This is a genomic window from Bradyrhizobium sp. S3.2.6, from assembly GCF_040546885.1.
Classification (GTDB): domain Bacteria; phylum Pseudomonadota; class Alphaproteobacteria; order Rhizobiales; family Xanthobacteraceae; genus Bradyrhizobium; species Bradyrhizobium cytisi.
The window spans coordinates 48,165-61,647 of sequence record NZ_JBEPOS010000012.1; the positions used below are offsets into that span (position 1 = coordinate 48,165).

15 protein-coding genes and 1 pseudogene are annotated in these 13,483 nt (G+C 64.5%); 6 read left to right on the forward strand and 10 right to left on the reverse strand.

Annotated elements, in window-relative coordinates:
* Positions 1-211: 211 nt before the first annotated feature.
* Both ABID58_RS21240 and ABID58_RS21245 read right to left on the reverse strand, forming a co-directional pair.
* A complete protein-coding gene (locus tag ABID58_RS21240) occupies positions 212-970 on the reverse strand; it encodes a TetR/AcrR family transcriptional regulator (RefSeq protein WP_148753859.1) in 759 nt (252 codons plus the stop codon).
* Positions 971-1,118: 148 nt separating this feature from the next.
* The gene (locus tag ABID58_RS21245; RefSeq protein WP_354034366.1) at positions 1,119-2,273 is read right to left on the reverse strand and encodes a patatin-like phospholipase family protein; all 1,155 of its coding nucleotides are present in this window, start codon (positions 2,271-2,273) and stop codon (positions 1,119-1,121) included.
* A gap of 229 nt (positions 2,274-2,502) precedes the next feature.
* Between ABID58_RS21245 and tgt the strand changes: the two genes are divergently transcribed.
* The gene (tgt, locus tag ABID58_RS21250) at positions 2,503-3,651 is read left to right on the forward strand and encodes a tRNA guanosine(34) transglycosylase Tgt (protein WP_354034368.1); all 1,149 of its coding nucleotides are present in this window, start codon (positions 2,503-2,505) and stop codon (positions 3,649-3,651) included.
* Between the two features lies 1 nt (position 3,652).
* Here tgt and ABID58_RS21255 read toward each other — a convergent pair whose 3' ends face one another.
* Positions 3,653-3,871, reverse strand: coding sequence for a hypothetical protein (locus tag ABID58_RS21255; RefSeq protein ID WP_148753822.1), 219 nt, complete (start codon positions 3,869-3,871; stop codon positions 3,653-3,655).
* A 224-nt stretch (positions 3,872-4,095) separates the two neighbouring features.
* Here ABID58_RS21255 and cysK point away from each other — a divergent pair, with 224 nt between their 5' ends.
* Both cysK and ABID58_RS21265 read left to right on the forward strand, forming a co-directional pair.
* Positions 4,096-5,073, forward strand: a complete 978-nt coding sequence (gene cysK / locus ABID58_RS21260) for a cysteine synthase A (protein WP_354034370.1) — start codon at positions 4,096-4,098, stop codon at positions 5,071-5,073.
* 3 nt (positions 5,074-5,076) lie between these two features.
* On the forward strand, positions 5,077-5,319 hold the full coding sequence (locus tag ABID58_RS21265) for a BrnA antitoxin family protein (RefSeq protein WP_148753824.1): 243 nt from the start codon (positions 5,077-5,079) through the stop codon (positions 5,317-5,319).
* A gap of 72 nt (positions 5,320-5,391) precedes the next feature.
* On the opposite strand, the gene ABID58_RS21270 is transcribed toward ABID58_RS21265, so the two are convergent.
* Together ABID58_RS21270 and ABID58_RS21275 are read right to left on the reverse strand one after the other, a co-directional pair.
* Positions 5,392-6,819 (reverse strand): caspase family protein, encoded by a 1,428-nt coding sequence (locus ABID58_RS21270; protein WP_148753825.1) that lies wholly within the window; start codon positions 6,817-6,819, stop codon positions 5,392-5,394.
* Positions 6,820-7,022: 203 nt separating this feature from the next.
* Positions 7,023-7,892, reverse strand: coding sequence for a DMT family transporter (locus ABID58_RS21275; protein WP_354034371.1), 870 nt, complete (start codon positions 7,890-7,892; stop codon positions 7,023-7,025).
* 150 nt (positions 7,893-8,042) lie between these two features.
* On the opposite strand from ABID58_RS21275, the gene ABID58_RS21280 reads away from it, so the two are divergent.
* Positions 8,043-8,441, forward strand: a complete 399-nt coding sequence (locus ABID58_RS21280) for a RidA family protein (RefSeq protein ID WP_148753827.1) — start codon at positions 8,043-8,045, stop codon at positions 8,439-8,441.
* Between the two features lie 53 nt (positions 8,442-8,494).
* Here ABID58_RS21280 and ABID58_RS21285 read toward each other — a convergent pair whose 3' ends face one another.
* The 3 genes from ABID58_RS21285 to ABID58_RS21295 all read right to left on the reverse strand — a co-directional run bounded on the left by ABID58_RS21285 (position 8,495) and on the right by ABID58_RS21295 (position 10,106).
* Positions 8,495-9,040, reverse strand: coding sequence for a hypothetical protein (locus ABID58_RS21285; protein WP_187435151.1), 546 nt, complete (start codon positions 9,038-9,040; stop codon positions 8,495-8,497).
* The gene (locus ABID58_RS21290) at positions 8,985-9,335 is read right to left on the reverse strand and encodes a hypothetical protein (RefSeq protein ID WP_354034373.1); all 351 of its coding nucleotides are present in this window, start codon (positions 9,333-9,335) and stop codon (positions 8,985-8,987) included. The genes ABID58_RS21285 and ABID58_RS21290 overlap by 56 nt, the downstream gene beginning before the upstream one ends.
* Positions 9,336-9,518: 183 nt before the next feature.
* Positions 9,519-10,106 (reverse strand): formyltransferase family protein, encoded by a 588-nt coding sequence (locus ABID58_RS21295; protein ID WP_148753830.1) that lies wholly within the window; start codon positions 10,104-10,106, stop codon positions 9,519-9,521.
* A gap of 283 nt (positions 10,107-10,389) precedes the next feature.
* Between ABID58_RS21295 and ABID58_RS21300 the strand changes: the two genes are divergently transcribed.
* Together ABID58_RS21300 and ABID58_RS21305 are read left to right on the forward strand one after the other, a co-directional pair.
* A complete protein-coding gene (locus ABID58_RS21300) occupies positions 10,390-10,578 on the forward strand; it encodes a hypothetical protein (protein WP_354034375.1) in 189 nt (62 codons plus the stop codon).
* 167 nt (positions 10,579-10,745) lie between these two features.
* Positions 10,746-10,982: a hypothetical protein gene (locus tag ABID58_RS21305; RefSeq protein WP_148753832.1), complete on the forward strand. Its 237-nt coding sequence runs from the start codon at positions 10,746-10,748 to the stop codon at positions 10,980-10,982.
* A 6-nt stretch (positions 10,983-10,988) separates the two neighbouring features.
* Here ABID58_RS21305 and ABID58_RS21310 read toward each other — a convergent pair whose 3' ends face one another.
* The gene (locus ABID58_RS21310) at positions 10,989-11,291 is read right to left on the reverse strand and encodes a hypothetical protein (RefSeq protein WP_148753833.1); all 303 of its coding nucleotides are present in this window, start codon (positions 11,289-11,291) and stop codon (positions 10,989-10,991) included.
* A 131-nt stretch (positions 11,292-11,422) separates the two neighbouring features.
* Positions 11,423-13,466 (reverse strand): annotated as a pseudogene (locus ABID58_RS21315) (acetoacetate--CoA ligase).
* Between the last annotated feature and the right edge of the window lie 17 nt (positions 13,467-13,483).

Sequence of the window (13,483 nt, forward strand, 5' to 3'; positions counted from 1 at the left end):
GAAGTCGCGGCCGACCACGGGCAATGGCCGGCCGCTGATAGCAGCAACGGGCTGTACCCGTCGCGGCGATCTAAGCGGTCCGGTCCTCTTTTGGGGCTGGTGAAAAAAGTGGCCCGTCCCGCTCGATAAACAAAACCATACCGTATCGTTTTATTCTGTCAACGAAGAGACCCGCATCCCCTGGGGACAAATCGCCAGTTTCACGGAAATGTCAGCGGGAAGGGCGGCGCCGTTGGGGCGCTTTGGTCGTGTCTTTGGACGTGCTTTGCACGCGGCCGGCAGGTCCGAGCGCACCGGCCAGGAACAACTTGATCGCCGCGCGCATCCGCTTCTCTGCGGCCTTGATCTCCATCGGCGTGCCGAACGTCGCCATGCGGTGAGTGTGGCCAACGACGACGTCGAGGAACACTTCGGCCGCGATCGTGGTGTCGTCGACATCGAGCGCGCCTTGCGCCACCAGATGGTCGAAGAAGCGCGCGGTCGTCGCCACGGCCTTCAGCCAGCCTTCTTCCTTGCCGAGCTTGGCGATGTCGGGGAAGTTGATCGCCTGTGACGTCATCATGCGGCTGAACGCCATGGCGTCGGGCCCGCAGGTGAAATTGAGCATTTCGCGCCCGATCTCCACCAGCCGCTGCTCGACCGAAATGTCGGATGAGCTGCCGAGCTGCGTCTCGGCCGCAGCCGACAGTGGCGCAAGCCAGCGCGCAATCTCGCGCCTCAGCACCGCCGTGAACAGCCCGCGCTTGTCGCCGTAACGGGAATAGACGGTCGGCTTGCTGACGCGAGCTGCTTCCGCCACCGCGTCGAGCGAGGTCGCATCAAATCCGCGATCGAGGAACAGGCGGGTGGCAACCTCGATCAGCCGCTGATCGCGCTCGATCGCAGCGCTCTTGGTCGGCCGGCCGCCACGCGATTTCGAGGCCTCGCGGCGTGGTGCAGCCGTTCTTGTCCTGGTCGCAGCCAATCCCATGCCCAATGATATGCCCAATGATTCCTGCGCGATCGTGCCAGTGATCATTGTTCTATAACGCGCCGCGACCGGGCCGTCATCGCGAATCTGGCGGAATTGGCCGTAGCGTCAACGGTCTCGCTGCGAACGCCGTTCCACGACGCGGTTGTCACGGCATCCGCGAGGTCCAGGCCTGGCCGCCTGCCGCTTTCTCGTATCCATATTGGTAGAGCGCCCGCATATAGCCGGTGTCGAAGCCTTCGGACGGGGGCGCCGGATAATCGCGCTCGATGTAGGAGAGATGGAAGCCGAGGTGGTTGCGCTGGGCGAAGTCATAGGTCGAGAAGATGATCGAGCGCGTCTGCGATTGCGTGATCGAGGACAGGCTGCGTGAGGCGACATCGATCGTGCTGTTGGCGACGAGCTCGAAGTTGCGTTCGATCTTCTTGTTGACGAGGATGTAGATGTCCATCTTCGCCTTATCAGGCAGGCGCCCCTGGAACAGCAGGGCCTCCGGCAAGGTCAGCACGGGCGCCGTCACGCCACCATCGACATGCATCTCCTGAAATTTGCGGCCCTGGCCTTCGGCCTCGATCAGGATCGGCGGAAACACCAGGGGGATGCTGGCGGACGCCGCCATCACGTCGCGAAACAGCTTCAACGCCTCGGGCGTGCCGACCGCGGCGATCTTGCCCATGTCCCAGATCGCGGTGCGCTGGGTGTCGAGATCGGTGGTGACCACCAGCAGCCGCCGGCCCCTGGCGTTCTCGCGGGCGACCTGTGCCATGATTTCCGGCCCGACATAGCGCGCGACCAGCTCGCGCAGCCGCGTATTGCCGAACAGGCCGGAGCCGAACAGCACGCGGATGATGCTGGGATCGTTCAGCAGGCTTTCGGCGATGCCGCTGGTGTAGAGCTCTCGAAGCGTGTCGTCATATTGCGATCCGAGGAATGCAAAGGGCGCGATCAGGCCGCCGGTGCTCACGCCCGAGACGACGGAGAACGTCGGACGGTTACGCGCCGCGGTCCAGCCGTTCAGCACGCCGACACCATAGGCGCCATCGGCACCGCCGCCTGATAGCGCAAGATAGGTTCCGCTTCCGGTTGCCCTGTCCTGCTCGAAGCTGAACTTCGTGATGGGCTCGTCGGCGTAGCGCCGCAGGCCGTCGATATCGAGCACGCGCGAAGCACTCGCATCGGCCGCCGTATACGGCGTGCGGGGGAGCGAGGTGCAGGCGGCGAGTGCCAGGCTGCACGCGAGTGCTAGCGACCTGATCAGGCGGGCGCCTGTCCGCTTTGTCCAGCCATCGGGGAGGCTGGACATCTCAGTCGAACAATTGGGGAGGGGCATCGGTCGGTGGCTGGCGATCACGCATCTACGGCCGCCGGCGATTTGCCGCGGCGTCTCGTCCAGCCCCCGCTATTAAACTATACTGTATCGTTTTATTTATCAAGCGTGACCGGTATCACGTCCGCGTCAGCGGTGTTCCAGTCTGGGGCATCGCGGTCCGGGCGGGTTGATCGGCATGTCTCGACACGCAATAAGCACCGCCATGAGTCTCCCCGATGCTGGTCTACCCAATCATTTCGAACTGCTCGCCACCGATGGCTCGGCGCGCGCCGGCCGCCTGACCACGCCCCATGGCGTGGTGCGGACCCCGGCCTTCATGCCGGTCGGCACGGCCGGCGCCATGAAGGGCATGCATTGGCGCGAGGTGCGCGATGCCGGCGCCGACATCGTGCTCGGCAACACCTATCACCTGATGCTGCGTCCGGGCGCGGAGCGTATCAACGCCCTCGGCGGCCTGCAGAGATTTACCGGCTGGAACGGGCCGATGCTGACGGATTCCGGCGGCTTCCAGGTGATGTCGCTGTCGGACCTGCGCAAGATCAGCGAGCACGCTGTCACCTTCCGCTCGCATATCGACGGCGCCAAGATCGAGCTGTCGCCGGAGCGCTCGATCGAAGTGCAGCGCCTGCTCGGCTCCGACATCGCGATGCAGATGGACGAATGCGTGCGGCTGCCGGCGGAGCGCGACGACATCGACCGCGCGATGCTGCTGTCGCTGCGCTGGGCCGAGCGAAGCAAGCGGGCCTTCGAGAGCGCGCCCGACGGCTACATGCTGTTCGGCATCGTCCAGGGCGGCGACATCCCTCAGCTGCGCCATGCCAGCGCGCAGGGCCTCGTCGAGATCGGCTTCCACGGCTATGCGATCGGCGGGCTTGCGGTCGGCGAGCCGCAGGCGGTGATGCTGGCGATGATCGACGAGACCGCGCCGGCGCTACCGTTGGACCGGCCGCGTTATCTCATGGGCGTCGGCACGCCGGACGACATTCTCGAGGCGGTCAAGCGTGGCATCGACATGTTCGATTGCGTGATGCCGACGCGCAATGGCCGCCACGGCGTGGCCTTCACGCGCTTCGGCCAGGTCAATCTGCGCAACGCGCGCCACGCCGACGATCCGCGTCCGCTCGACGAAGAGAGCTCATGGCCGTCGGCGCGCAATTGCGCGCGCGCCTACCTGCACCATCTCGTCAAGGCCGGCGAGACGCTTGGGGCGATGCTGCTGTCCGAAATCAATATCGCTTACTACCAGTTCCTGATGCAGGGCATCAGGGGCGCGATCGCACACGGAACATTCGACGAGTTCTATCAGCGTACGCGCGAGGACTGGGCGAGGGGCGACATCGCCCCGCGCTAGATCAATTGCACACGAGCCGCTGTTTGACAGCATGCTTGGTGACGAAGCCGTAACCGCAGGTGTCGCAGGTCCAGAGATAGCTGATCACGTGGTCCGAGATATAGGCGGAAGCTTCGGCGGCGACCATGGAGTCGGCGCAGACGGGACAGGTGGGCAACTCGCTGCAACGCGGATCGCCCTTCAGCGTGACGGTCGACAACACTTCAGCGACTGCTGACATCGTGGTGACCTCTCTGCTTCGAGACCTAAGTCTAACATAAGCAGAATCAGTTGACGAGGTCGCAACACAAATGCGTTGATTTTCTGATAACTAGACCTCACGCGATTTTGCGATGCAGCGTATTTAACGTGTGCAGCATTGTCGCTTGCGTGTCGCCGCAGGGCTGTCTCTAACTGTGCAAAAGCCGCGACAGAAGCGCAATTCGTTGCCACAGGGAGTCCATCATGGACGCATCGTCCAATACGGGTGCAGCGCACCAGCCCGGCCGCGGCCGGATCTACCCTTCGATCGTCGAGGCTTTCGGCGACACGCCGATCGTGCGTCTGCGCCGGCTGCCCGGCATGCACGGCGTCAACGCGACCATTTTGGCAAAGCTTGAATATTTCAGTCCGGCCGCGAGCGTGAAGGACCGCATCGGCGCGGCCATGATCATCGCCATGGAAAAGGCGGGCATTATCAAGTCCGACACGGTGCTGATCGAGCCGACCTCCGGCAATACCGGCATCGCGCTCGCCTTTGTCGCCGCCTCGCGCGGTTACCGGTTGAAGCTGGTGATGCCGGAATCCATGTCGATCGAGCGGCGCAAGATGCTCGCCTTCCTCGGTGCCGAGCTGGTGCTGACGCCGGCCGCGCAAGGCATGAAAGGCGCGATCGCGGCGGCCGAAGAACTTCTGAAGACGACCCCGAACTCGGTGATGCCGCAGCAGTTCAAGAACCTCGCCAATCCCGAGGTGCATCGCCGCACCACCGCGGAGGAGATATGGAACGACACCGCCGGCAACATCGACTTCTTCGTCGCCGGCGTCGGCACCGGCGGCACCATCACCGGTGTCGGTCAGGTCCTGAAGCCGCGCAAGCCCTCTTTGCGGGTCGTCGCGGTCGAGCCCGAGGAGAGCCCGGTGCTGTCGGGCGGCCAGCATACGCCGCACAAGATCCAGGGCATCGGCGCGGGCTTCGTGCCCGACATTCTCGACCGCTCCGTGATCGACGAGATCGTGAAGATCAACTCAACCGCGGCGATCGAGATCTCGCGGGCGCTGGCGCGGCATGAGGGCATTCCGGGCGGCATCTCCTCCGGCGCCGCGATCGCCGCAGCGCTCCAGATCGGCAAGCGGCCGGAAGCTGAGGGAAAAACCATTCTGGCTATAGTGCCGTCCTTCTCCGAGCGGTATCTTTCGACGTCTCTGTTTGAAGGAATCTGAGAGATGGCGGATCAACCACCGAGGCGGCCGCGGACATTGGGCGACGCGCGGTCGGAGGCCGAGGCAGCGTTCAAGAAGGTGACGGCCAAGGTGGCCGCGGCGCCGCCGAAGCCGAACGTGGCGCCGGGGATCAAGGAGCAGGTCACGCTGCGCATTGATCAGGACGTGCTGGAGTTTTTCCAGGAGGGCGGCCCCGGCTGGCAGGACCGTATCAACGAAGCCCTGCGCAAGGCCGCGGGGAAGTAGCTTCCTCCCAGCGAGGACGTCCGACGAAAAAAGCCCGGCGGCGAGCCGGGTCTTTGTGCTTGCGATCAGGCCTCAGCGGCGGAACATGCCGCCCATCATGCCGCCGACGACGCCGCCCATGAAGGCCGCGCCGGCGTCGCCGCCGCCGCTGTGACGGGGCGCAGGTGCGCTCTGGGCCTGGGCGGGGGCACGTCGGGCCGGCTTCGAGCTGTCATCGCTTGCGGTCGGCGTCGAGGCGACGATCTCGGACAGCAGGGCCTTGTGCTGGAGCTTGTTGAGGAAGCCCGTCGACGGATAGCCGCGGGCGGCCTGCCAGCGCTTGAGCACGGTCCGGGTCTCGTCGTTGAACGCGCCGGTCACCTTGGTGTCGAAGCCGAGGCCGTTGAGGCGGCGCTGCACGTCGCGGCGCTGACCCTTGTCGAGGCCGATCTGGTCCTCGGTGAGCTGGCTGGCATCATCTGTGAAGGTCGCCGGATCGACGCCGGCATTGAGGTTGCGGGTCGTGGTCGACGGACCGTTCTGGATCGCCGCGAGCCGTGCCAGCGCCAGCGCCTTGAACTGGCCGTTCGGATAGGCGGAGAGGTAGGCGTTGAGCTCTTCCGGCTTGTTGGTTTCCTTCACCGAGCGCCAGTACTCGAGCTCGACACCGTCGGAGCTGCTGCTGGCCGCAGCCGCCGGCGTGCTGCTCGAGGCGGCGGCCGGTGCGGCGTTGGCGACCTGCTGGGTCTGCTGCGCCGGGTTGAGATAGACGGCGCCGATCAAATTGGTGTGGCCCCACGGCAGCTGGCCCTTGTGGGTCTCTTCATTGACCTGGGCGCGCACCGAGGTCATCGCCTGCTGGATCTCGACGCCGGGCTTGGTGATGTTGTCGATCAGCGCACGGGTGAACGGGCTGTTGTTGCCCTCCTGGCCATCGAGTGCCGTCTGGCCCGGGCCGGTGGCGAACGCGATCAGCGTGCCTTCGCCGGACTTCATTTCAGCGAGGCCGCTCTGCACGTTGACGCTGCGGGTCGCCGAGTTCGATTTGATCTTGGCGGCGAAGGGATTGTCGCGGCAGGCGTCGAGGAACACCAGCTTGACCTTGGCATCGCCCATGGTCTGGTCGAGCGTCAGATCGATGTTGATAGCGGCCCCCAACTTGACGTCCATCTCCGACTTGATGTCGGCATCGACCGGCAGGAGATAGTTGCTGCCACCGACGGCGATGCCGTGACCGGCATAATAGAACACCGCGACATCGGAGCCCTGCGCCTTGCGGCCGAAGTCGAGCAGCTTCTCCGTCATCTGGTCGCGGGTAAGGTTGGATCCTTCGATCACTTCGAAACCGACATTGCGCAGCGTCGATGCCATCGCCTTGGCGTCGATCGGCGGGTTCGGCAATTGCGCGACGTTCTTGTAGGCGCCGTTGCCGACGACGAAAGCAACGCGGCGGTCGGCCTTGGCGGCGCTGACCGACAGCGCCATGCACATCAGCGAAACGATGATGGTGAGAGTGCGCATCTGAAATCCCCAACAGAATCGAATGACAGGCAGCAACAAATTGGGGTCGAATCTATACGAAAGCGCCCGGCTTCGCGCCAGCAAAACGACCGTTCACCCAACCCGTTGACCTGTGACCGAGTGTGCACGATGGAGCTGCCCCTCCAACGTGATCCAAATCACGCTCGACCACCTTGATTTGTCGCCTCAGGCCGTGCAGCGGTTCACTGCGCGCGGGCAGGAACGGCCGGCTTCAAATTCAGCAGATTGCCGAACAGGATCAGGGCCGCGCCGAGCACGGTCCAGGCGTCGAGCCGTTCGGAATACAGCAGCCAGCCGGCCGTGGCGGTAAGTGGGACCCGCAAGAAGTCCATGGGAACCACCACGGTCGCGTCCGCGTAGCGCATCGCGCTGGCGAGGCAGTAATGCGCGAAAGTGCCGCAGACCGAGATGACGGCCACCCAACCCCAGACATAGGTGGGCGGCCACGCCCAGACGTAGAGCGCCGGCAGGAAGCCCGCGACCGACTGCACGACCAGCATCCAGAACAGGATGGCCAGCGCGCTTTCGGTACGGGTGAGTGACTTGACCAATGCCATGGATACGCCGAAGCCGATGGCGGCGCCGAGTGCGATCAATTGGCCCTGATTGATCTCGCCGGCCGCCGGCCGCACGATGACGATCACGCCGACGAGGCCGAGCACGATCGCGGCGATCTTCCACGAAGTCATGCGCTCGGACAGGAAGCTGGCGGCGAGGATTGCGGTCCAGATCGGCATCGTGAACTCGATCGCCACCACCTGGCCGATCGGAATCAACGTCAGCGCAAAAAACCAGCCGAGTTGCGAGACGTAGTGGATCAGGTTGCGTGCGACGTGCTGGGGCAGGCGCGTGGTCCTGAGCGTTCCGTAGCCGCCGGCGCGCCGGATCATCGGATAGAGCATGCAGAGGCCGAGCAGCGATCGTACCAGCATCACCTGGAAGACGTTCATCTCGCGCACGGCCTCGCGCCCCGCGACCGCCATGACCAGCGTCAGCGACAGCCAGCCGGCCATCCAGAATGCAGCCATCGTTTTGGACGGTGTCGTGCTCATCGGGCAGGGTGCGGGAGAGTTGATCCTGAGGGGAGGGTCGGTATCGGCGACATCACCACGGTTTGCAACGGCCAGATCTGCGGGTGCAGCGTTGCAGGACAGCGTGCTAAGGCATCAACGATCAACAAGAAAATCGGGAGATCTCCGCTCATGCGTATCTTGCAGCCAGCCGAATGGAAAAAGCCGCGCGGCTTCTCACATGGCGTGGTGGCGGAGGGGCCGGGCCAATGGGTCGTGCTGGCCGGGCAGACCGGCGGCGACGAGGCCGGCAATTACGAGCCTGATATGGCCGCCCAGGTCGCGACCGCGCTGAAGCGGATCGTCAAGCTTCTCGCGGAGGCCGGAGCCGGCCCCGAGCACATCGTGCGTCTGACCTGGTATCTGACCAGCCGCAGCGAATATGAGGCCGCAGGCGCCGGCATCGGCGCCGCCTGGAAGGAAACGCTCGGGCGCAATTTCCCGCCTTCGACGCTGCTCTATATCGGAGGCCTCGTGGACGATCGCGCCAAGGTCGAGATCGAGGTCACGGCGTTTGTGCCGAACGCATAAAAAAATCGATCCGGCGATGCCGCCGGATCGATCGTCCCCAAGCGAGGCTCGCCTTAGCGCGACATCGAGATGTTGGCGCCGCGGAATTGGCTGTCCGCGCGGATCGTCACGGTCTGCTTGCTGCCACTCGTCCTCAGCGCGATGTTGGCGTTGAAGCCGGCGGCCGAGGCGACCACCTCGAAGTTCCCGCCGCCGCCACGGCCCAGCAAGGAGCCGCTGATATTGCGGCTGGCCTCGCTCCAGCTGCCGGTGATGGCGCTGCCCTCGGCCTTGACGTTGGCCGCGAGGTTGAACTTGTAGGCATCGCTCGCGCAGGTCAGCGACATCTCCATGGTGGGACCGATCGGCGCGTATTTGGCCCGGCAGCGGATCCGCTCGGTCGAGCCGTCATCGAGGATGGCGGTGCCGCTGCCGCTCCAGGTTCCCGCCATCGGGGCGAACGGACCGACCTGGGCCTTGCTTTCAGAATTGGCGATAGACGCCACAAACAAAACGGCGGCCGTCGTGAGCAGCCGCCGGCTGAGGAGGTTAGTCCCGAATAGTTTATTGGCGCGATGCTTCCCACCGCCCGCTGCACGGTATGCCTGCAGATGCTCCATTCCACTTCCCCGATCCGGCGTTGCCGCTGAGTTGACCGTTGGCATATGCACCATTGATCGAAACTTTAACAAGACCCTCACGGCCGATGGTGCCGGAAACGTTAGCGCCGGGGGCGGTGATCTTGCCGTCGGCAACCGTCAGCATCGAGCTTGCGGTCGGCTCGCAGGAGCCGGTCTTCGTCACGATTGTGACCTGCCAATTGCCGTCAAACGGGGTCTGGGCGACCGCGGGGGCGGCGAGGGTGGCGGTAATAACTGAAGCGGCACAGAACGCCGCGATGCGACCAAAACGCATGAATTCCGTCCTTGAATTTGTCTGATATGCTGACGCTTATTCGGGCGAAATGTGACGGAAATTTGGTGCGACGCAAAGTCGAAAATTGTTCCTGTGGAAACAATAGTTTATTTGTGTTTCCAGCCCCAATTTTCGAAGCAGAATCAATGCGGCTTCACGTTAATCGTTAACGTCAGGGGCGACTCACGAAAGACTTGGCGCCGAGGTCGCGAACTGCTCGTCCTGAATCTTGGCCGGCAGCGCCTTGTGGACCTTGGCGTAATCGATCACGTCGGCCAGGAGCTTGAGGCCGAGCGGGGCCAGCGCACGCTCCCAGAGTTCGCGGGCGGTCTCGCCCTTCTTGACGAAACACCAGTCCTGGGCGGCGATGGCGCCGGCGTCCATACGGTCGGCGAGGTGATAGATCGTGCCGCCGGCGATCGGATCGCCTTCCTTGATGGTCCATTCCACTGCGGCCTTGCCGCGATGACGCGGCAGCAGCGACGGGTGATAGCCGATCCCGCCGAACTTCGCGGCAGCCAGCGCGTCCTTGCCGATCCGGGCGTGGCTGTGGGCCGTGATGATCAGGTCAGTGTCGGGGGCGATCTCGGAGGCCACCACCAGCTTGGGATTGGCCTGCACCGCGACCTCGATGCCGGCGGCCTTGGCGGTCGCGGCGAGGCGGTCATCCGCGTCGGCCACCACGACCCGCACGACCCCGACGCCGTGTTCGCGGAGCATGTTCAGGGTGGTCACGCCGAAATGGCGGGAGCCGACGAGGGTAATGCGCATGGGTGTCTGATCCGTCTCGCAGCTGCGTCATCCCCCGATAACACGTCAGTGCGCCCTGTCACTACCCGCGCGGCGTTTGCGCCGGTTATCAACAATGCGAAGGGCGCGGGGACGATGAACTCGGCATTGCGCCGTCGGCCGTTCCGGTGCTTCCATGGGCGCATTGCGATCTGCCCGGAGCGAGCACATGCGATGCGCGTGGTTTGTCCTTCTTGCGGTCCTGATTGCGGCCGCTCCGGCCCAAGCCGGCGGACCTTATCCGGCAGTCCCGCCCGAAAACGGGGTGGCGCCCTTCATCGGCCCGACCTGGGATGCCTATCGCTGCGCCGAGGGGACGATCTACATTTTCTACCACGGCGCCTATTACGGCGAGGAGCCGCCGGCGCTCTATCGCGGCTATGCCTACAGGCCGTACTACCGGTACAGCGCCTACCGTAAATGGCCGCGCAAATATTTCTGCGTCACGGACTAAACGTTGCCGCACGGCCACGCCATCACGAAATCATCAAACGGTAACGTGTTCTCAACTTCGCCGTCGTATCGACGAATCCGTCGCGGATTTGTATTGCGTACCGCGACACCAAGAATGTCCCGCCGGTGTGGGTGCGCCGCGCGGGCATTTTTGCCGGGACCGATGTCATGCCGAACGCCATTGAGCAGATCGTGGACGCCTATGTGCGGCTGAAGAACCGCCGCGGCCTCGACGAACTGATGATGCACAGGCAGCGGCTCGCGGTCGATCTGAAGAGCAGGTCAGGCAGCTTCGATTTCAGCCTGCCGATCGGCAAGATCGACGAGGAGATCGCGATCATCGAGGCCGGACTGGCCAGGCTGGCGGCGGATGCACCCGAGCTTGGTGCGACGCGGTTCCGCTAAGTCTGCTCAGTCGCGCCGGCCGCCATCGATCACGGTGAACAGCGGCCGCGCCGGGGTCGGTTCGACCAGCAATTCCTCCACCAGCGCCGTTGCCGCATCGACATATTTGCGCGTCGGCTTGTCGAGCTCGCGTTTCGCCTCGTCATCGAGTGCGACCTTGGCGGCTTCGACCAGCTTGCGCATGCGCACTGCGTGGTCGTCGCCCGCCGTCAGCGTCGCACGCGCCAGCGAGCGCAGCACGAACAACTCGCCTTCGAGGCGGAGCAGGCGGTCGTTGAGCCTGGAGAGGACGGCGTTGAGGTCGGCCATGGCTTGCGGTTCGTTTGCAGGGGATCCTGACCCGTCTAGCGACGATGGGTGAACGGAGTGCAAATGCCGACGGTGCAATTGGGTCGATCTGTCACGTCCTTGATCCCTTCAATTTCGACGGCGGCCGAGGTTTACGCAGCGGTTCGCGCCAGATAGTCGCGGACGAAAGCCAGATACCAGTCGAGGCAGGCCGGATTGGCCATTGCTTCCTTATTGATGACTTTCTCGACGGGCTGGCCGAGCAAGAGCTTCTTGATCGGCAGCTCCTGCTTCTTGCCCGACAGCGTGCGCGGGATCTCGGCGACCGCAAAAATCTCATTCGGCAGGAAGCGGCGTGACAGGCCGGCCTCGATCGCCTTGTTGATCTTCGCCTGCATCGCGCCGTCGAAGGCTGTGCCCTCGCGCAGCACCACGAACAGCGGCATGTAGCTGTCGCGGCCGAGATATTCGAGGTCGACGACGAGGCTGTCGAGCACCTCCGGCAGCGCCTCGATCGCCGAATAGAGCTCGCTGGTGCCCATGCGCAGGCCATGCCGGTTGATCGTCGCATCGCTGCGGCCGTAGATCACGCACGAGCCGTCCGGATTGACCTTGAGCCAATCGCCGTGCCGCCACACCGGCCCGCGGCCGCTGCCGTCGAAACTGTCCGGGTAGGTCTCGAAATAGCTCGCGAGATAACGCGCGTTGCCCTTGTCGTTCCAGAAATAGAGCGGCATCGACGGCATCGGCTCGGTGCAGACGAGCTCGCCGACCTCGTCGATCACGGCGCGGCCCTGTTCGCTGAAGGCTTCCACCGCTGCTCCCAGCAGGCGGCACTGCATCGCACCCGGCGTCTGCGGCAATTCGCGGTTGCCGCCGATGAAGGCGCCGGCGAAATCGGTGCCGCCCGAAATGTTCGCCCACCAGATGTCGGCTTGCGCCTGGCTGCCGTTCGTTGTCGACAGCGCCGCGAAGCGATCGTTGAACCAGGCTTGCGTGTCGGCGCTGAGCGGCGAGCCGGTCGAGCCAGCGCAGCCGCGACAGATCGCCGGCTGCAGCGAGATCGATCTCGGCCTTGGCACAGTTTGCAAAGAACGCGGCACCCGCGCCGAAGAAGGTCGCTTTCGATTGCGCCACGAAGCGCCACGACGTGGTCCAGTCCGGCTTGTCCCTGGTGCCGCCGGGGCTGCCGTCGAAAATGCAGCAGGTGGTGCCGCTGAGCAGGCCGCCGACCTGGCTATTCCACATGATCCAGCCGGTCGAAGAGTACCAGTGATAGCGCTCGCCGAACGAGTTCTCGTGGTAGGAGCAGCCGAGATCGTTGTGCAGGCCGAGCAGCGCCAGCACGACGATGACGATGCCGCCATGGCCGTGCACGATCGGCTTGGGCAGGCCGGTGGTGCCGCTGGAATAGACGATCCAGAGCGGGTGATCGAACGGCAGCCACATCGGCTCGAACGTGTCGATCGCGGCGCCCGTCCTTGCGGTGATGTCGGAGAGCAGGGCGTCCGGTGCGGCCGGAGCTGTGGCGTCGCTGTGCAGAATCACATGCTCGACGCTCGGCAGCGATCGCCGCAGCTCGGCGACGACGTCCTTGCGATCATGCCGGCGTCCGGCATAGGTGACGGCGTCGCAGGCGACCAGCACCTTTGGCTCGATCTGCTTGAAGCGGTCGATCACGGCGGGCGCGGCCATGTCGGGCGCGCAGACGCTCCAGACCGCGCCGATGCTGGCGCTGGCGAGAAACGCAATGATGGTTTCGGCGATGTTAGGCAGATAGGCCGCGACACGGTCGCCGGGCTTGATGCCCTTGTCCTTCAGATGCAGCGCGAGCGCGGCCGCCTTGCGCTTGAGCTCCGGCCAGCTGGTCTCGCGGAGCTTGCCGTCCTCGCCGCCGCTGACGATCGCGGGCAGGCCGGCGGCATGCGCGGCGTCGACATGCCGGAACACCTGCCATGCGTAGTTCACCTGCGCGCCCGGAAACCAGACCGCGCCCGGCATCTTGCGCTCGGTGATGACGGCCGCAAACGGCGTCGGCGATTGCAGATCGTAATAGTCCCAGATGCTGCGCCAGAACCCGTCGAGATCGCGCACCGACCATTGCCGCATCTCCTCGTAATTCGCGAAGGCGAGGCCGCGCTGCGTGGCGAGCCAGTTGCGGTAGAGGGCGATCTGGGGGACGAAGGGAGCGGCCATTGGGTATAGGCTTCGGT